A 17,381-nucleotide genomic window follows, 5' to 3' on the forward strand; every position below is an offset into this window, starting at 1 on the left:
GCGAGCTATGGGCATTGTTTATCAAAGATCCCCCCGGATCAGACAGGAAATAGAACCAAGCAGGCAGCAGCTGCCGGCTCCGTCTCAGGTAACGGCTAAACCGGCTGTAGGTCTTCCGTGGTTGGTTCTGTCGACACTCGCGCTTTTAAGCGGATTCGGTATACTGATCTACGTACTGGCTAAAGGAGATGCAGCCGAAGGGGCAAGCCGCTTTATTTTGTGGATGTCCAGCCTGGTGCTGGTGTTAGCAGGAGCCGTCCCGGCGGGGTACCTGTTTTATGCCAGGAAGAAATATGCCTGGGCGCTGCATCAAAAGGAACAAGTGTATGCTGAGCTGCTAAACCGGTTTGAATCGGAATGGCGCACTAAAGCAAATGAGCAGCGGGAAGTCCTGGAACAAATTCACGGGGATTTTGTACGGTCTGAAAGCATCGTAAGAAGAAGAGCGCCGTCCCTGTGGGAAAGATCTTTAACCGAGCCGGACTTCCTGCATCTGCGGGTCGGTACGGGCGAAGTTCCGGCCGCCTGTACGTTCTCGCTTCCGAGTACGGAACCTCAAGGAGATCCGCAGCGATGGTATGAACAAGCCCGCAGGCTGGTCGAGCGGACAGGCTCTATTTCGGACAGTCCGGTTGCCGTTCCGCTGTCAGGGGCGGGCGTGATCGGCATTGTGGGAGATTTGGCGTCCTGTCTTCAGGTTCTGCGGAATCTCCTTGTCCAGCTGACCGTACGCCACTCGCCGGATGAGGTGAGAGTTTCGGCCTTTTTCAGGGAAGAGCAGCTGGGCCGCTGGGAGTGGATGCGCTGGTTCCCGCACTTATGGGAGGTAGACGGCCATTTCAGGCGTATGGCTTGTACATCTGGGGATAAGCAGCAATTAGCCGACTATTTGCAAAGGGAATTAAGAAGGCGTTTTGACCGTTCTGCAGGCTCTGTGAGTTCCAAAGGGGCGGAAGAACCCGCAAAAGATATTGTGCTGCTGTCCGACCCCGAGGTCCTGGACCATAAACTGCTTTATGCCATGCTGACGGAGACGGGGGAACTGGCCGGGGCGCATACCGTTATTTTGGCCCGTTCCGTGGATCAGCTTCCGAGACAATGCCGGCTGATTGTGGAATGCGAAGCTGAGCAGGGCAGTTATTTATGGAAAAAAGAAGACGGGCAAGTGGAAAGCCGCACGTTCCAGCTGGACCGGATTTCTACCGAGCAAAGCGAACATCTGGCCCGGCTGATGGCCCGAATCAAGCTGAAAAGCGCTAAAGCGGACCTGCTGCCGGAACGGATTGGCCTGCTGGGATTGCTTGGACTGGAAGAGCTTTCTTCCGGTTCCATCGCAGAGGCCTGGAGGTCGGGCAGACTGCCGATAGGACTTCCGGTTCCGCTTGGAGTAAGGACTGGCGGCGAAATCTTCAGCTTAAATCTGCATGACCGGATCGATTTGGGCGGACAAGGACCGCACGGTTTGATCGCGGGAACGACCGGGTCGGGGAAAAGCGCGCTGCTGCAGTCGCTTGTAGCTTCGGCCGCCGTCAACTATCATCCGCATGATGCCGCGTTCCTGCTGATCGACTACAAGGGCGGCGGAATGTCGGGAGCTTTGCGGGACCTGCCGCATGTCGTCGGTTCTTTAACCAATCTGGATGGACGGCTGGTCGAAAGGGCCAAAGCGGCCTTGAGGGCGGAGCTTGTGTCCAGGCAGAAGAAGCTGAAGGCGGCTGGAGGACTGGAGCATATTGACGAATATTATAGGCTGGGAGCGCCCGAGGGGCCTCTGCCTCATCTTTTTGTCATCGTCGATGAGTTTGCGGAGCTCAAGATGGATTATCCGGATTTTATTGACGAGCTCATCAGCGTAGCCTCCATCGGACGGACGCTGGGACTTCATTTGATTCTGGCGACCCAGAAGCCTGGCGGAGTGGTTGACGACAAGATATGGAGCAATGCCCGCTTCCGGATCTGCTTGCGGGTAGAGTCCGAAAGCGACAGCCGGGAAATGCTCAAAATGCCGGATGCGGCTCATCTGACCGTATCGGGCCGGGGATTTGTGCAGGTTGGCCCGGATTGGACTGAAGAGGTGCAGTTTGCCTGGCCGGGAGCCGTTTATGCGGCTCACTCCGATCGGACTCCTGACCTGGACGCCGGACTCCGGATGCATAAGGTTCTGCTAAACGGTGTCCGTCAGCCGGTTGGCCACGCAGGAACACCGGAGGCAAGCCAGGCAGCGCCGGCTCTGTCCCGCAGACGTGAGCTGGACGTTCTCGCCGAGACACTAGAGCGGGCTGCAGCGGACCAAGGCATCCAACGTTTGCAAGGTCCTTGGCTGCCGCCTTTGCCTGAGCAGCTTGATTTGGACAAGCTGGATTTGCAGGTTCAGGCCAGGGAGCCGCTGGTGGCAGTTGTTGGTCTTGCCGACGATGTGTCCGGGCAGCGTCAATTTGCAGCGGCTCTTTCGTTGAAAGCCGGTCACACAGCGATTTACGGGATGCCGGGTTCAGGCAAGACAACGCTGCTGCAAACGCTCCTGTTGTCTTTGCTGCATGATTCGAATAACGGCTGGCATGGATATTTGATAGATATGGGAAGAATGCTGGGCGATTTTGCGGTTCTGCCCCAGGTGGGAGCGGTTATCGCTCCGGACGAAAGCGACCGGCTGCCGAGGTTGTTTCGTTATCTCAAACGAACGGCAGCAGAGCGGCGCGAGCTGCTGGCAAGCGCCGGCCTGAAGCGCGCGGATCAATACCGGGGTGTTTTTGGCAGGAAGCTGGAGGATATCGTGCTGGTTATCGACGATTATCGTTTGTTTCATACCCGTTTCCTGGGGGAAACGGAAGGGCTTGATGAATTGCTGAGAGAAGGTCCGGCTGCGGGGATCTATGTCGTCCTCACGGCAAGCCGCGTCGGGGATATCCCGGAGAAGACGCGCAGTCTGATTTCGCAGGCGGCTGCGCTGGAGCTTGCCGATCCAGGCGATTATTATTTCGTGGTCGGCAAAACGGCGGGCCGGGCCGCTTCGATTCGCGGCCGGGGGTATTTGAAAGGTTACCCTCCGCTCGAATTCCAGACCGCGCTGCCGGTACCCGGAGCGGATGAATATGAACGGGCGGAGCGGCTGCGGGCGGAGCTTAGCCGGATTGCGGAAGACTGGAAAGGCAGCAGGGCCCCGCGGATTCCTTCCACCCCTTCAAAGGTGAATTTAAGGGAACTGCTGCCGATTGGCAGACAGTTTGGCTTGAATCCGGCAGCGGTAGCCGTGCCGGTTGGTCTTGAAGCGGAGGACTTGACTCCGGTGGCTGTCCAGCTCGGCAGCGGCCCGCATTTTATCGTAGGGGCTCCGATAGGGGGAGGCAAAACGACCTTCCTGCAAAGCTGGATTCTTTCGTTAGCCTGGCATGCTGCTCCCGAGCAGCTGGCCGTTTATATTTTGGAAGCCAGACCGGCTCAGCCGGACAGCCCGCACCTATCCCTGTTATCCCGTCTGCCGCATGTGCGGGGAATCGGTGTGGGCGAAAGCGGGGCTGCTGAAATTATCAGCCGGATTCAGGAGGATATCCAAGCTTCGGCGCAAGGCGGTCAGCCGCGTCCGGCAACGCTGCTCGTCATCGACGATGCCGATTGGCTGGCGCGCAGAATCAATGATTTTACGGTGAAAGAGGGGTTGACGGAACTCGTAAGGGGAAGCCGGGATAGCGGCCTGCACGTGGTGCTCTCCGGAGTCCCGGGAGATTTTCCAACCTTTGGAGCTGATTGGTTCACCGAAGTGAAAGCCTGTCAAACCGGCTTTATGTTTGGAACCAAAGATCCTGCAGACTTGGCATTCATGCGGATTCCGATCAAGGAATCGGCGTCAGGGCCGGGTGAACTGCCTGTGCTTCCGCCGGGAGAAGGGTTTTACGTGAACCGCAGGTATCGGAGAATGAAAGCTGCAGTGCCTTTTGATAAAGTTTGGACGCCGGAGAAATGGGTGGACCGGGTTTGTGACCAATGGGAGGTAAGCGTATGAAGGGAGGTGACCTCATGCTGGCTGCAAACGAAATACGCAAAGCTGCGATCAACCTCGAAACGAAAGAGCTGTTTTTCCTTGCCGGAATATTAGGGTCGGATCGTCTGCTCGGGGTGGAAGATCCTTTTCTGGGCTATTTGACCGACGAAATTGCGGCTGAATGGGAGAACGTGAAGCGGGCCCTTTTGACCAAAGGGTATTTGACTCTCGGCGATTCGGAAGATGAATTAACCATGGCGCCCGAAGTGTTCGCCAGAGTGGCCATTGCCGGCTTTGCAGAGCGGGCCTGCTGGGTGAGGTATGAGCATGCTTCGGAATCGTTTGAAGGCTACCTGCATATTACGAATGAGAAAGTGGTAGAGGTAGCCCGAGGCGATGAATCCGATTCCTTCTATACTTTGAAGGAGCTCGGCAATGTGCAGGCGGCTGCGGATTTGCTGGTAGAAAGGATGAAGTGGAAAGAGGAGTCTTTGTCCGACTTGCCAGCGCTGCTGCTTTCGCGCAGAAAATTTAACGACCTTTACGAGAGCAGCAAAACGATGGATATTGAAGAGCTGAGCCATGAGCTGTCTCAATCTACAGGCGATATTGAAGCCTCCTGGGCGCTCGCAAAATGTTTGAAGGACCGGGTATGTGAAGGGGAGCTCCAGCTTTCCATCTGGAATGAAGATGGCTGGGAAAGTCAAGGGGCCGCCTTTATTGTAGGTCAGACGATGAACTGGCTGATCCGGATGAGCTTGCGGGACGAAGAGGATTGGCTGGTGGCGACGCCGGCCACAAAGAAACAATTTCAGGACATGCTGCTGCTGTGGTTGGAACAGCCGCCAGAAACCGATGAAAGGGGATAATTATGCGTATTAGTATAGAACCCGAACAGCTCCGTTCTGCAGGCAGCGGCCTGCAGCGCTCCGCCGAGCAGCTGCATACGATTGCCGAGCATTTGAACCGGATGCTGTATTCGTTCAGTCAGGAAAATGAATCGGCATGGGCAGCCGTCATGGCCAAATGGGAACAGGCCCGCCTGTTATCCGAACAGTTTGGACAAGAGCTGTTCCGTTTAGGGCAAGGGCTGCAGGTTCGTTCCGCTGCCTATGACGAAGAGGACCGGCATTTCGGCAGCACCTTCGCAAGAGGGACCGGCTCCTACGGACAGGCCGCCAGCTTGTACCGGACGCTCCGGCTGGGGACGGACTCGCTGATCCTGCCTTCGGCCAAATTTTCCCCGGGAGTGATCAGCAATCCAAGGTCGGCTGTTGATGCCGTACGCAGGGAATGGCATGAAACGAGATACGGCCATCAAGAGCTTAAAGGTACTTGGGACAGCGGCGAACCGGCGGACTCGGGGCAGCCAGACACTCTTAGATGGTCTTCGGGGAACCACACTACTCCATTCTCAGGTCTGACCCGTAAAAAAATGGCGGAAAAAATGATCCTGAATGAAGCCGCCTTAAATCCACAGCCGTGGGTGTTTACGAACCCGGCTTCCGGTTTGTAGCGGACAAGCGGCGCAAGCGCTGCTGATTCAGTTAGAGCCAAGGTGGGTAAAAAGCAATAAAAAAAGGTTTTGTGCCTTGTCCAAAGGATTCTAAGGAAGGGAGAAAGTCAATGGCAGGCAGAATCATGGTGAATCCGGAACAAATTGAAGAGATGGCGCGTCAATTTCTTCAGGGAGGCGAGCAAAGCCGCCAGATCATTGCCGGTTTAACCCAAATGGTCAACAGCTTGGAACAGGAATGGGAAGGATTATCCAAGCAGCGTTTCTTCCATGAGTTCCAGGAAGCGGACAAACAAATGCAAGCTTTTGTGTCTATGCTGGAATCGATCGGCGAAGAGCTGGCAGCGATGTCAAACAAGTTCAGGGCTCTGGATCAGACACGTTTCTAAAACAGCAGCAAGCGGGCGCGCAGCCCGGTACATATAAATCAAGCAATAACGCCAGTCCGTTATTTTCAAATTGGCAGGCGAAAGGGAAGAAAGAGGGAAACAGGAATGGCTTTTCATCCGAATCCGGGAGACCGACTTCAAATTGGCGGTGTAAATTACATAATTGGAACGCATCCGGTTGCGCCGGGCATGGCGTATGCCCAGGCCGGACGCCAGGGCGTCGTCTACCAGCTGATCCCGGAGAACGGTGAAGCCCGCCTGACGATGGCGCTGAAAATCTTTCTGCCCAAATTCAGGCTGCCTTCCCGCGTCCATTTGTCGCAGACAATGGAGGAGTTCAGCCAGCTGCAGGGCTTGAAGGTTTGCAAGCGGGAAGTCTTGACCCCGGAGCGTAACGGGGAGCTGATAGCGGAATATCCGGATCTGCTTTACGCCGTCCTTATGCCGTGGATTCATGGCGGGACCTGGATGGATGTGCTGGGGGGACGAGAGACGATGTCACCTGCCGACAGTCTGCATGCGGCCCGTCTCCTGTCATCGGTAGGATCGGCTATGGAACAAAGAGGTATTGCCCACTGCGATCTCTCCGCTCCAAACGTGATGTTCACTGGAAGCGGACCGTTCGACATCGAGCTGGTGGATGTGGAGCAGATGTTCAGTCCGCGTCTGGACCCGCCCGATCTGCTGCTCGGCGGATCGCCGGGGTATGCATCCGCCCGCGTCTCTGCTCATCATCCGCAGGCGGCCTGGAATGCTTATGCGGACAGGTTTCCGGGAGCGGTCATGATGGCTGAGATGCTGGGCTGGTGCGATCCGGAAGTCCGTGGCCAGGCTTGGGGTGAAAGCTATTTCGATCCGGAAGAGATGCAGCGGCCCTGCGAACGATACCAGCTGCTGAACCGCACCCTTGAGGACAAATGGGGGAAGGAAATAGCCGAGCTGTTTGCCAGAGCGTGGGGCAGCGGTGATTCCAGGTTCTGTCCGACCTTTGGCGAGTGGGTGATCGCGTTAACGAAGGCGGCCGGGCGTCTGCAGGAGCTGGAACAGAAAGCAGCGGTTGTTCCGCACCAGGAGGCTGCCAAACAACAGGGCTCCAGGGATGGGCTGCGCGCCATGCAGCTTTTGCCGGAAGCGAATGAAACGGACAGCCGGGATCATGAACAGGAACTGGCCGCAGTCTCCCGGTTTGGGACGGAGCAGCAGGCTGCCCTGCTGACGGTACAAGCCAGGAAGCAGGAGCAGGAAGGGAAAACGGCGGAAGCGCTGAATCTGTATTTACAAGCCCAAAAGGCTGCTTCACAAGGCAGCCATCTTTACGTCGAAGTTACCGCCGCAGTAGAAGGTTTGCTGCAGGTTCTGAAGAACCAGGCTCTGAATCACCAAGCCGGGCAAGATCTGGAGCAGGTTTCGCAGGCTGAGAACCTTGGGCAAGGCGAAGCTGAACAACAAGGCGGCCGTTGGAAAATCACTGGAGCACCAAAGGCGGCCGCCAGGGAGAAGTCCGCTCCTATGCGCATTCGCTCCCGCCGGTTATTGTGGTGGGGAAGCGGGATCGCAGCAGCGGTTCTGGTTCTGGTACTGGGATTGCTGCTGACGGATCACGAGTCCTCAGGACATCAGCCGTCGATGGCGGATTCACCGGCTGCATCGCCGTTGCCGACGGCCGGTGCTTCTACCTCTTCGGGGACTGCGCAGGTTTCCGCTTCACCGGATGATGAAGGCAAGGATGAGGCCCAGGAAGAAGCGGAACGTTTAGCGGCTGCCAAAGCGGAGCAGGAGAGACAGGCCAAAATCAAGGCGGCCCTCCAGAAGCAATATGACCAGCAGGCGGCCTATAACAAATATCTGGAATGGAAAAAAAAGAAAGAGCTTCTTCAGGCTCAAGAGAAAGCTGCTGCTGAAGAAGCGGCCCGCAAGGCGGCTGAGAAAAAGGCCGCAGAAGAAGAGGAGCGCAAGAAACGGGAGGCCCAGCAGGCCAAACAGGCTGCGCAGCTTAAAGCGGTTCGCGATCAAAAAGCCATGAAGATGATCGCTTATTACAACTCGGCGTACAATGCCCAGATGGGCGGACACCGCGATATGGCCGAGAAATATTGCCGTGACTTCCTTGAGATTTATAACACGGACGCCCAGTATTTTGTGAAGACAGGTGCGATCGGCAAACGTGTCGGCCATATCTATAAATATCTGCAAAACACGGCTTACACCCTGCCGGATGTATAGGGAGCCGAGCCGAGTCAAATCAAGACAGAAAGCACAATGAAGAAGGGGACAAGCATGACCTATACCGTACAAGCCTCACAGCGCACACCCGCTTTGATCATTTATCTGATTGATATCAGCGCCTCCATGAACATGATGATGGAAGGAACAAGAAGAATGGATATCGTCTACGAGGCGCTTTCCATGGCCATCCGCCAAATGGTGTTCCGTTCCACCAAAGGAAACAGACTGACTCCCAGATACCGGGTAGCCATGCTTGCGTACAGCGATGAGGTGTATGATCTGCTTGGAGGCGTGAAAGGGATCGATGAAATTGCCGCGCTCGGGACGCTTCCCTGGATGTCGCCCAAGCGGTTCTCGGACAGCGCCAAAGCTTTCCTGCAGGCCGAAAAAATTCTACGGGACGAGCTGCCTTATATGCAGGATTGTCCGGCCCCTTTAATTTGTCATATGACTGATGGCGTGCATACCGGTGCTGACCCGCTGCCGGTTGCCCGCCGAATTATGGATATGGCTGTGCCCGACGGGAAGGTGCTGATCGAAAATATATTTATCACCGATCATCTCCTGGAGGAACCGATCACGGAGCCGAGAAGGTGGGGCGGGATCACCGCTCAGACGAAGCTGAAGGATGATCATGCTGAGCTGCTCAGGCAGATGTCTTCGCCCCTGCCGCCGAGTTATCGGGAAATGCTGCTTGAAGCAGACTATCAGCTGTCCGAAGAGGCTCTGATGCTCCTGCCCGGAACCTGTGCCGAGCTGGTGTCCGTCGGGTTTCAAATGTCCGCGGCCACGCCGGTCAGATAGGAGGAGCGCATGAGACAGTCATCCCGGGGAAAAAGCGCAGACGGCTGCAGCCAGCCCTCCGAGCTGTTTGCATGGATCAGCAGCCAGGATAAAGTGCAGCCGGTTGCTTCATGGACGGACAGGCGGCTCACCTGCCGCTACAGCTACAGCCCTTCCTCCGAAAGCAGCAGCTACGGGGAGCCGGGCCAGGATTTTGGCGCGGTGGCGGTTCACGGGGATGCCGTACGCTTTGTTTTATGCGACGGCGTTTCGTTGAGCTATAGAGGTGATTTTGGCGCAAAGCTGCTGGGTGAAGGTTTGTTTGAATGGCTCCGCGGGTTTCCAGGCATGGAGATCGAGCCGGCCGTCCGGCTGCTCAAGGAATTGTCCTACAAGGCTGGTAAAGCTTTGGAACGTCTGGAGCTGCCAGCAGAGCTGCCGCCAATGCTGAAGGATGTCTTGCTGGAGAAGCGAAGCCGGGGCACGGCGGCCATGTTTGCCTGCGGTTACCTGATTAGGCCGACCCGTGAGCGGGAAGGAAAATTGTGGCTGATGTGGCAGGGGGATTTGCGGATCCGCTTTTGGCTGGCTGGACAGGAACAACGCCTGCTTCCCGAGACCAGCTTCCGAACGGAGGAAAGATGGACCAGCCTTAATCCCGGGTGCGGCTCAGAGCTTTTGGCAGCGGCAAAATCTCCCCATATGGCGGCCCTTCCGCTTTCGGCTAAGGAAAGCGGCGGACTGCTGCTTTATACGGACGGACTCCAGGTATTGGATGCAGCCGGGCTGCCCTTATCCGGCAGCGAGCTGACGTCTGCTCTGAACGGCGGAGCAGCAGGCTGGCTGGAGGATGACGCTTCGCTGCTGGAAGTGAGCTGGAGCGGGACAGAGCCGGACGGAAAGAACGGCAAACGATTTCAAAAACATTAAAAAAGGGAAACAGGCAGACCTTGAATACCGGGATTCCTGACGGCGTTGTACCGGAGGAAACCGCGGACAAGGTCTGCATATTTTTTATTAGATCGATTGTAAAGGGAATTGCGACGGAAAACTTGTGCTCAAGACAGCGCAAAACAAAAGAAACTGGTGGCCCTAAAACAGCAACACACCAGCTTTTCGGCATTCGGTTGTCCTTTATTCTTTCGCTGTCCCAAACGATTCTGCAGCTGCCGATAGATAATAAGCTAAACCGGTTTGCTGACTTTCGAGCATTTGAAGATGAAAGTCATCACTTAGAAAAAATCGAGTCTGTACTGAAAAATCTTGAGCAGATATTTTATGGCCATGCTCATTCATAAATTCAAGATGGCATCGGATCAAATTTCTTATTTTCTCGTCATTATATTTTACGCCTTCTCTTAATGAGTCAGCCATTTGGTTCATGAATGTCATAGCTTCAACTGCTTGTTCATTCATTTCCTGAACCTCCGCCGGTGCAACCTCAATAGGCCCCACTCCATAAGATTCCTTTAAAGATTGATTTTGCTCGGCAAGCGCTTTGTTCCATTCTTCCGCGTTCTCAAAACCCTTGAACATTTCTTTGTTATCCATGGTTCTCCCCTCCCGTATGCTTCCGATGGATTTTCGCAAGGTTTGAATGATGGCATCCAGCCTATGTTGGCGACTGAGAAGCAGCTCCTCCTGCTGGGAAAGAATGGATAGCCGATCCGAATGATGTTGCAAAATGTCCTTAATTTGATCCAAGGAAAAATCCAATTCTCTGAAAAATAAAATTTCTTGCAAACGTTCCAACTCTTTCGTTCCATATAATCGGTATCCTGCTTCGCTTATCTTGCTTGGATTGAGGAGACCGATCTTGTGATAATGATGCAGCGTTTTGATCGTAACCTTGGATAGCTCCGACACTTCTTTTACCGTATACAGCATTTCACCGCTCCTTTCCTTACACAGCTTAAAGTCTCCCCTAAGAGGAAAGTCAAGATGAAATTATTTTAGAAAATAGTATGGACCCTCCCCTTCCAGAAGGCCTTAAGATGCATTCAGTTAAATGACAAGGGAGGGAACTATACATTTCAGGACTTAATCAACTGCTACGTAATGGATTTGTTCGAGCTGTTATCGCTTCCACGCTGTTTTCTCAAATGGGGTCAGCCTTCCGGTATGAAGCTGTTTAAAATTCATGTACGGGACGAGGATGCGCAAGCCTGTATGTCTTTGCTGCAATCCTTAACTTCTGCCTTTATGGTTCTTGGCCCAATTCTGGGAACTTTGGTGTATGAGCAATTCGGAATTGAAATTTCAATATTTGCGACTTGCATTTGCTTTCTTATATCCGCATTGGCCTTAGTCTTCATCCCATCCGATCAAAAGCAGCCAAAAAATCTAGAGTCCAAATCATCTTCCCTATTGCGAGAGATGGGGGATGGGGTTCGGTTTGTGCTCCTAAACAAGCTACTCTTAAAGCTCAGTATGTTTCATGTTGGTGGGGCTAGGGGTGGGGTTAATTTCGTCGCTGGCTGTCTTCCTAGTTACCGAGAAGTTGGACTTGCCTGCCGAAGCTTTGAAATGGATAAGCCTACCGTATGGATTAGGCGCAATTATAGGAGGGATCGCAACTTTTGCCCTCGCAACCAAGATCACCCCGCGGCGCCTACTCCAGACGGGTCTACTTGTCAACGGTATGGGGATCATCCTAGCGGGACTGTCTACCAAGCTATGGATAACAATGACGGCCCAATTTATCATTGCCCTCCTGCAACCGGCTATATTTGTCGGGAATAACGCCCTGGTCATGCAGCATACCGACCAGAACTTTATAGGTCGGGTGATGGGAATCCGCACTCCGCTTATGACTGGAGCAATGCTTCTTATGATGAGTGCTGCAGGTGTTTTGAAAAATACGCTTTCTCTTATCCTAGTGTACTTGTTAGCTGGACTCTGTTTTTTTGCAGGACTACTAATTACTGTTCCGAAAGGGTCCCGGTAGTTTCCGTTTGAATCTTTTATAGAAGCTCTGCCGCATTTTAGCATTTTAGCCTGGCCATCCATCATTAGAAAAAAACTCCTTTATTTAGGCCTTGTGATTTAGCAGCCATTCCTTTTGGGTAATACTGAGTTACCAGGAAAGCGATCTGAAAGTCATCGTGATCAACAATATAGGAATAAAATCAACAAGATAAAAAAAGGAGCGTGCGTCCATGACAGGAACAAACCAGACAGTTCAACGCTTTAGCGGCAAAACAGCGATTGTGACTGGCGCGGGTTCGGGAATCGGGAAAGCAACAGCCATCCAGCTGGCAAGGGAAGGAGCGAAGGTGGCGCTTTTTGATCTGAACGATCAGCGGATTGCGGAGACTGAAAATGAGATCAATCAAATTTTCCAGGGGGTATCCCGTGCGTTTGACGTGGACGTCTCCGATGAAGCCCGAGTGGCGAAAGCGATCAAGGAAGCTGCGGCTTATTTTGGCGGGGTGGACATTTTGTTTGCCAATGCGGGGATTAACGGGGCCTGGGGACCGATTGAGGATATGCGTCTAGAAGATTGGGAGCAAACGCTGCGGATCAACTTAAACGGCACCTTCCTTTCCGTCAAACATACAATTCCTTATATGAAAAAGAAAGGAGCCGGCAGCATTATCATTACCAGCTCCATCAACGGACTTGACCGTTTTGCCGGCTGGGGCGCCTCGGCTTACAGCACTACCAAAGCAGGACAGGTGGCTTTTGCCAAAATGGCGGCGCTGGAGCTGGCTAAATTCAAAATCCGCGTCAATGTCATCAGCCCGGGGGCAATCGCGACCAATGTCGACGAATCAACCAAAATCAGCGACGAGCTGAAAGAGATCGTTATTCCGGTCGAATATCCAGAGGGCAGCCAGCCGCTTGCCGACGGTCCGGGCCAGCCGGAGGATGTTGCTGAACTGGTCTGCTTCCTTGCCTCGGATGCCTCCAAACATATTACGGGGGCACGGGTGCGGATTGATGGGGCGGAAGCGTTGTTATAGAACTGTGCTCTGCTGCGCAGCCATACACGGGTAATGAATTTAAAAGCCGGGTAAGGGAATTTACATCATTCCTTTATCCGGCTTTTTTTGAATGTTGTAGAAACACAGTGCTAGGGAGTATGGGCCAGCAGCTGCTGAACCATCTGCGAGGTCAACGTAAAGGGCGATTTCGAGATTAGGTCCAGCGTAAATCCTGTAACCAGCTCTGAGGCCTGAACGGGCTCGGGCCGGTCGATCAGCCCGCTGATATAAGCCAGCCAGCCGATAACCCTCTCTGCGGGAAGGCCGGAACGGCGAAGCTGGACCAGGCTGAGATCGCCATGGCGTTTGGCGAGCCGCCGCCCGTCTTCCCCCATAAGCAAAGGCGCATGGGCAAACTGCGGCGGCGGCCAGCCAAAGGCCTCATAAAGAGCCAGCTGCCGGGGGGTTGAATCGAGAAGATCGCTGCCGCGCAGCACATGGGTAATGCCCATCGCAGCGTCGTCTACGGTCACGGCGAGCTGGTAAGAATACATGCCGTCCGCTCTTTTTACGATAAAATCTCCGCCGCTGGCCTCAGGAAAAAGCTGAACCCCGGCAATGCCGTCTTGGACCTCATATTGCTCGTCCTGGAGTGCAAACCGGATCGAAGGCCTTTTATAAAGGGCCCGTTCCTCGCGTTCCTGGGGTGTCAGCTTTCGGCAGGTTCCCGGATAAACAGGGCCTTCCGAGGCCAGGCCATGAGGAGCCCCGGCAATTTGCAGCAGCTCGGCCCGGCTGCAGTAGCAGGGATACAGGCGCCCTTTATGCTCCAGCTCCTGCAGGGCCTGCTCATACCGGTCCAGCCGTTCGCTTTGCGTATAAGGTCCGTAATTTCCTCCCTGACCGGGTCCTTCATCCCAATTCAGGCCAAGCCACTTCATATCGGCGATAATTTGCTCGACTAATTCGGGTTTGGAGCGCTGCAGGTCAATATCTTCTATCCGCAGCACAAATGCGCCGTTCGCAGCGCGGACCTGGAGCCAGGACAGCAGAGCGATTTTGGCATTGCCCAAATGCATCGTTCCCGATGGCGTAGGGGCAAAACGTCCTCTTATCATGGTGCGATCACTTCCTAATATAGCTTTACTCTAAAGTCGAATCATGGCTTTCAACCGGAGCTGCTGCCGCGGCTTCGCCGTCCCGGCTCCAGCTGTTCACGTCTTTCTATCATATCAAATCAAGGATCGCCCTGCATGGCTTGGTTTCCGGTTTTGACAGGTTCAGAGCCCCCGCTTATGATTAGGGATTAGGAAAGTGGATATGGAAACAGCAAGCACAGGAAGAAGAGGAGAAACAAGAAATGAGATTACCGGTTGATGAATGTCTGCCCGAACTGGCCCTGGTGCTTGAGAAAGGCGAAAATGCCGTTCTGATCGCCGAACCTGGTGCGGGCAAAACAACGAGAACGCCGCTTGCCCTGTTAAAGGAATCCTGGCTGGACGGCCAGGGCATTCTGATGCTGGAGCCGCGGCGTCTGGCGGCGCGGTCCGCCGCCGCTTATATGGCCCGCGAGCTGGGAGAGCAGGTTGGCGAAACGGTTGGCTACCGCATCCGCATGGAGAGCCGGACCAGCCCTCAAACCCGCATTACGGTAGTTACCGAAGGGATTTTAACATTAATGCTGCAAAATGATCCGGCTTTGATTGGCACCGGACTGATTATATTTGATGAATTTCATGAGCGGAATCTGCACTCCGATCTTGGGCTGGCGCTCGCCAGACAAAGCCAGCAGCTGCTGCGCGAGGATCTGCGAATTTTGGTCATGTCGGCCACGCTGAAGGAAGGGCCGGTTTCGGCGTTGCTGGGCGGAGCCCCGGTCATCCGCAGTCAGGGCCGGGTTTATCCGGTGGAGACCCGCTACCTGACAGAACGGAACGAAACCCCGCTTGAGGTTTTGGTGCAGCGCACCGTTCTCGGGGCTCTTCAGGAGCACACAGGGAATATGCTGGTCTTTCTGCCCGGCATCCGCGAAATTCGCAGGGCGGAGCAGAAGCTCGCGGCCGTTGATCTAGCTGGTGCCCAAGTGGTCCCGCTGTACGGAGCGATGACGCAGGAGCAGCAGCAGGAAGCGATTAAAGCTTTGCCGGACGGACAGCGAAAGATCGTGCTGGCTACGTCGATTGCGGAGTCCAGCTTGACCGTGGAAGGCATCACGGTCGTCATCGACAGCGGCCTGCGGCGGACGGAGCTGTTCTCGCCCCGAACCGGGATGGGGCGGCTGACCACGGTGCGGGCGGCCCGGGATTCGGCCGACCAGCGCCGTGGACGCGCGGGCCGGACCGCGCCCGGCGTGTGTTACCGCCTGTGGACGGAAGAGGACGACAGGCAGCTCAAGGAAGAGACGCCTCCGGAGATGCTGGAGGCGGATCTGGCACCGCTTGCGTTAGCGCTTGCGGTGTGGGGTTCGCCCCCGTCCGAGCTGGATTGGCTGACTCCGCCCCCGGCAGGAGGGTATGCCGGGGCGGTCCAGCTGCTCCAGGCGCTTGGCGCGCTGGACGAGGACGGGAGGCTCACCGGGGCCGGCCGGGAAATGGCCGGCCTCGGCCTGCATCCGCGCCTTGGCCGGATGCTGCTGGAAACCAGACGCCTCGGGTACGGGCGTCTGGCCTGCCTGCTCGCCGCGCTGCTCGAGGATTCCCGCCAGCTTCGCCTGGGCGGGAATGACGCCGACGTGCGGCGGGCCCTTGCCGCGCTGCTGGCTGCAGAGCGCGGCGCGGCAGGGCCAGGCGCGGGGCTGGACGCGCCTGGGGGAACCGCAGCGGCGGCGGAGCTGCAGCCGCTGCTGCGCCAAAGCCGGCGCTGGGCGAAGCAGCTGGGCGCCGGCCCAGGGCCGCTTCCGCAGGTTCCGGAAGCGGAAGCGGTCTGCGGACTCCTGCTGTCGTTCGCCTTCCCTGACCGGATCGGCCAGCTCCGTCCCGGCGGCCGTTATCTGCTGAGCGGCGGCCGCGGCGCCGCTCTGCCCGCCGCTTCGCCGCTGGCCGGCAGCCCATACCTTGTGGCCGCCGAAGTGGATGACGAAGGGACGGAAGGCCGCATCGTCTGGGCTGCCCCGCTGGAGGCGGATCACATGGAAACCTACTGGCGTCCACAGATGAAGGAATTCAAACGGGTCGTCTGGGGCGAGGCTACCGAATCGGTCAGAGCCTGGCGCACGGTGATGCTGGGTGCGGTTGTTTACCAGAAGACGCCCGATCCGAAGCCTTCCAGAGAGGATGTGCTGCAAGCGCTGCTGGGGACTATTGCCGGCGGCGGAATAGGCCTGTTGCCGTGGAACGCCAAATCTCGCCAGCTGCAGGCGCGCATTCAGTTTCTGGCTCGTTACGCCCCCTCCGGCGATTGGCCGGATGTCTCCGACGAGTCGCTGCAGCGTCAGGCCGCTGAATGGATCGGACCTTATGCCGCCGGCTTCAGGCGCAAAGCGGATCTGCAGAAGCTGAATCTGGTGCAGATGCTGGAAAGCCTATTGACTTGGGAGCAGAAGCGCCAGCTGGACCAGGAAGCTCCTGCCTGGATTCAGGTGCCGAGCGGCTCGAGGATCGCCGTGGTTTACGAAGGCCCGCAGGCTCCTTATATTTCGGTCAAGCTTCAGGAGATGTTTGGGCAGCTGGATACGCCGAGACTGGCCTTTGGGCGGGTTCCCTTGACCCTCCATCTGCTGTCGCCGGCGGCTCGTCCGGTTCAGGTCACCTCGGATCTGCGCAGCTTCTGGGAGCATACCTATTTCGAGGTCAAAAAAGACCTGAAAGGCCGTTACCCCAAACATTATTGGCCGGACGACCCGTTTGCGGCGGAAGCCACCCGAAGAGTTCGGCCAGGCGGCGGCAAATAACCTCGTTTAGGCCAATAAAACGTTTAATCTTGTTCCTCCGGGGTAAAAGTAGGATGTACGACCTACTTTTAGGGAGGCGATTCATATGGCTAAAAAAATCGTAGGTGTGTTTGAAACGGAAAGAGAAGCTACTGCTGCCATTTCGGCACTGCAGCAGGAAGGATATAACGCGGAAGGCATTTCCGTCATAACCCGGGACCGCCGGGACAGCGAAGCGATTGCCGAAGATACGGGTACCAAAGCCCCCGAAGGCGTAACCGCGGGAGCGGCGACCGGCGGTGTTCTGGGCGGAGTAACCGGTCTGCTGGCGGGTTTGGGTCTGCTTGCTATTCCGGGAATCGGCCCGATTCTGGCGGCAGGCCCTATAGCGGCGACCTTAACCGGAGCGGTAGTCGGCGCAGGTGCAGGCGGTTTGGTAGGCGGTCTTGTTGGGCTGGGCATTCCGGAGGAGGAAGCCCGGGAATACGAGAACTATATCAATGAAGGGAAGATACTTGTTCTGGTTGATGAAGACGAAGCAGAACGCCAGACCCGGGTTTATGATGCCTTCAGAGACAACCGGGCCATCAATGCCCACAGGTTTGATAACGTCGATCCGCGTCAAATCGGGGCCAATGCCCAAGCTGGCGTTAACGATTACAGAACCGACGGCTATACACATAAATAACGGGTT

13 protein-coding genes are annotated in these 17,381 nt (G+C 55.8%); 11 read left to right on the plus strand and 2 right to left on the minus strand.

Annotated elements, in window-relative coordinates:
* Positions 1-7 precede the first annotated feature (7 nt).
* From essC to AWM70_RS05590, 7 genes are all read left to right on the plus strand, one after another.
* Positions 8-4,000 carry a type VII secretion protein EssC gene (gene essC / locus AWM70_RS05560; RefSeq protein ID WP_068694714.1) on the plus strand — a complete coding sequence of 1,331 codons (3,993 nt, stop codon included), beginning with the start codon at positions 8-10 and terminating at the stop codon, positions 3,998-4,000.
* Entirely contained in the window at positions 3,997-4,848 is an 852-nt protein-coding gene (locus AWM70_RS05565; protein WP_237167830.1) for a hypothetical protein, read from the plus strand. Before essC ends, AWM70_RS05565 begins: the two co-directional genes overlap by 4 nt.
* 2 nt (positions 4,849-4,850) lie before the next feature.
* Positions 4,851-5,495 (plus strand): WXG100 family type VII secretion target, encoded by a 645-nt coding sequence (locus AWM70_RS05570; RefSeq protein ID WP_068694715.1) that lies wholly within the window; start codon positions 4,851-4,853, stop codon positions 5,493-5,495.
* Between the two features lie 110 nt (positions 5,496-5,605).
* Positions 5,606-5,884, plus strand: coding sequence for a WXG100 family type VII secretion target (locus AWM70_RS05575; protein ID WP_068694716.1), 279 nt, complete (start codon positions 5,606-5,608; stop codon positions 5,882-5,884).
* Between the two features lie 105 nt (positions 5,885-5,989).
* On the plus strand, positions 5,990-8,107 hold the full coding sequence (locus tag AWM70_RS05580; protein ID WP_068694717.1) for a serine/threonine-protein kinase: 2,118 nt from the start codon (positions 5,990-5,992) through the stop codon (positions 8,105-8,107).
* 54 nt (positions 8,108-8,161) lie between these two features.
* Positions 8,162-8,914, plus strand: coding sequence for a vWA domain-containing protein (locus AWM70_RS05585; RefSeq protein WP_068694718.1), 753 nt, complete (start codon positions 8,162-8,164; stop codon positions 8,912-8,914).
* Positions 8,915-8,923: 9 nt separating this feature from the next.
* Positions 8,924-9,823, plus strand: coding sequence for a PP2C family serine/threonine-protein phosphatase (locus AWM70_RS05590; RefSeq protein ID WP_068694719.1), 900 nt, complete (start codon positions 8,924-8,926; stop codon positions 9,821-9,823).
* 204 nt (positions 9,824-10,027) lie between these two features.
* Here the strand turns inward: AWM70_RS05590 and AWM70_RS05595 are convergent, their stop codons facing one another.
* A complete protein-coding gene (locus AWM70_RS05595) occupies positions 10,028-10,780 on the minus strand; it encodes a MerR family transcriptional regulator (RefSeq protein ID WP_068694720.1) in 753 nt (250 codons plus the stop codon).
* A 550-nt stretch (positions 10,781-11,330) separates the two neighbouring features.
* Between AWM70_RS05595 and AWM70_RS23725 the strand changes: the two genes are divergently transcribed.
* Together AWM70_RS23725 and AWM70_RS05605 are read left to right on the plus strand one after the other, a co-directional pair.
* Positions 11,331-11,840: an MFS transporter gene (locus AWM70_RS23725; RefSeq protein ID WP_237167831.1), complete on the plus strand. Its 510-nt coding sequence runs from the start codon at positions 11,331-11,333 to the stop codon at positions 11,838-11,840.
* 211 nt (positions 11,841-12,051) lie between these two features.
* On the plus strand, positions 12,052-12,858 hold the full coding sequence (locus tag AWM70_RS05605; RefSeq protein WP_068694722.1) for an SDR family oxidoreductase: 807 nt from the start codon (positions 12,052-12,054) through the stop codon (positions 12,856-12,858).
* Between the two features lie 110 nt (positions 12,859-12,968).
* Here AWM70_RS05605 and gluQRS read toward each other — a convergent pair whose 3' ends face one another.
* Entirely contained in the window at positions 12,969-13,937 is a 969-nt protein-coding gene (gene gluQRS, locus AWM70_RS05610; RefSeq protein WP_068694723.1) for a tRNA glutamyl-Q(34) synthetase GluQRS, read from the minus strand.
* A 242-nt stretch (positions 13,938-14,179) separates the two neighbouring features.
* Between gluQRS and hrpB the strand changes: the two genes are divergently transcribed.
* Positions 14,180-16,708 (plus strand): ATP-dependent helicase HrpB, encoded by a 2,529-nt coding sequence (gene hrpB, locus AWM70_RS05615; protein WP_068694724.1) that lies wholly within the window; start codon positions 14,180-14,182, stop codon positions 16,706-16,708.
* Between the two features lie 85 nt (positions 16,709-16,793).
* Positions 16,794-17,375, plus strand: a complete 582-nt coding sequence (locus AWM70_RS05620) for a general stress protein (RefSeq protein ID WP_083180134.1) — start codon at positions 16,794-16,796, stop codon at positions 17,373-17,375.
* The last annotated feature ends 6 nt before the right edge of the window (positions 17,376-17,381 follow it).

This window comes from Paenibacillus yonginensis (assembly GCF_001685395.1).
Lineage (GTDB): Bacteria > Bacillota > Bacilli > Paenibacillales > Paenibacillaceae > Fontibacillus > Fontibacillus yonginensis.

Excerpts from the sequence above, each read along its gene's own strand:
- essC (WP_068694714.1), top strand. The coding sequence starts at position 8 with ATGGGCATTGTTTATCAAAGATCCCCCCGGATCAGACAGGAAATAGAA.
- AWM70_RS05585 (WP_068694718.1), top strand. The coding sequence starts at position 8,162 with ATGACCTATACCGTACAAGCCTCACAGCGCACACCCGCTTTGATCATT.
- AWM70_RS05570 (WP_068694715.1), top strand. The coding sequence starts at position 4,851 with ATGCGTATTAGTATAGAACCCGAACAGCTCCGTTCTGCAGGCAGCGGC.
- hrpB (WP_068694724.1), top strand. The coding sequence starts at position 14,180 with ATGAGATTACCGGTTGATGAATGTCTGCCCGAACTGGCCCTGGTGCTT.
- AWM70_RS05580 (WP_068694717.1), top strand. The coding sequence starts at position 5,990 with ATGGCTTTTCATCCGAATCCGGGAGACCGACTTCAAATTGGCGGTGTA.
- AWM70_RS05595 (WP_068694720.1), bottom strand. The coding sequence starts at position 10,780 with ATGCTGTATACGGTAAAAGAAGTGTCGGAGCTATCCAAGGTTACGATC.
- AWM70_RS05620 (WP_083180134.1), top strand. The coding sequence starts at position 16,794 with ATGGCTAAAAAAATCGTAGGTGTGTTTGAAACGGAAAGAGAAGCTACT.
- AWM70_RS05605 (WP_068694722.1), top strand. The coding sequence starts at position 12,052 with ATGACAGGAACAAACCAGACAGTTCAACGCTTTAGCGGCAAAACAGCG.
- AWM70_RS23725 (WP_237167831.1), top strand. The coding sequence starts at position 11,331 with ATGTTGGTGGGGCTAGGGGTGGGGTTAATTTCGTCGCTGGCTGTCTTC.
- AWM70_RS05575 (WP_068694716.1), top strand. The coding sequence starts at position 5,606 with ATGGCAGGCAGAATCATGGTGAATCCGGAACAAATTGAAGAGATGGCG.
- AWM70_RS05565 (WP_237167830.1), top strand. The coding sequence starts at position 3,997 with ATGAAGGGAGGTGACCTCATGCTGGCTGCAAACGAAATACGCAAAGCT.
- gluQRS (WP_068694723.1), bottom strand. The coding sequence starts at position 13,937 with ATGATAAGAGGACGTTTTGCCCCTACGCCATCGGGAACGATGCATTTG.
- AWM70_RS05590 (WP_068694719.1), top strand. The coding sequence starts at position 8,924 with ATGAGACAGTCATCCCGGGGAAAAAGCGCAGACGGCTGCAGCCAGCCC.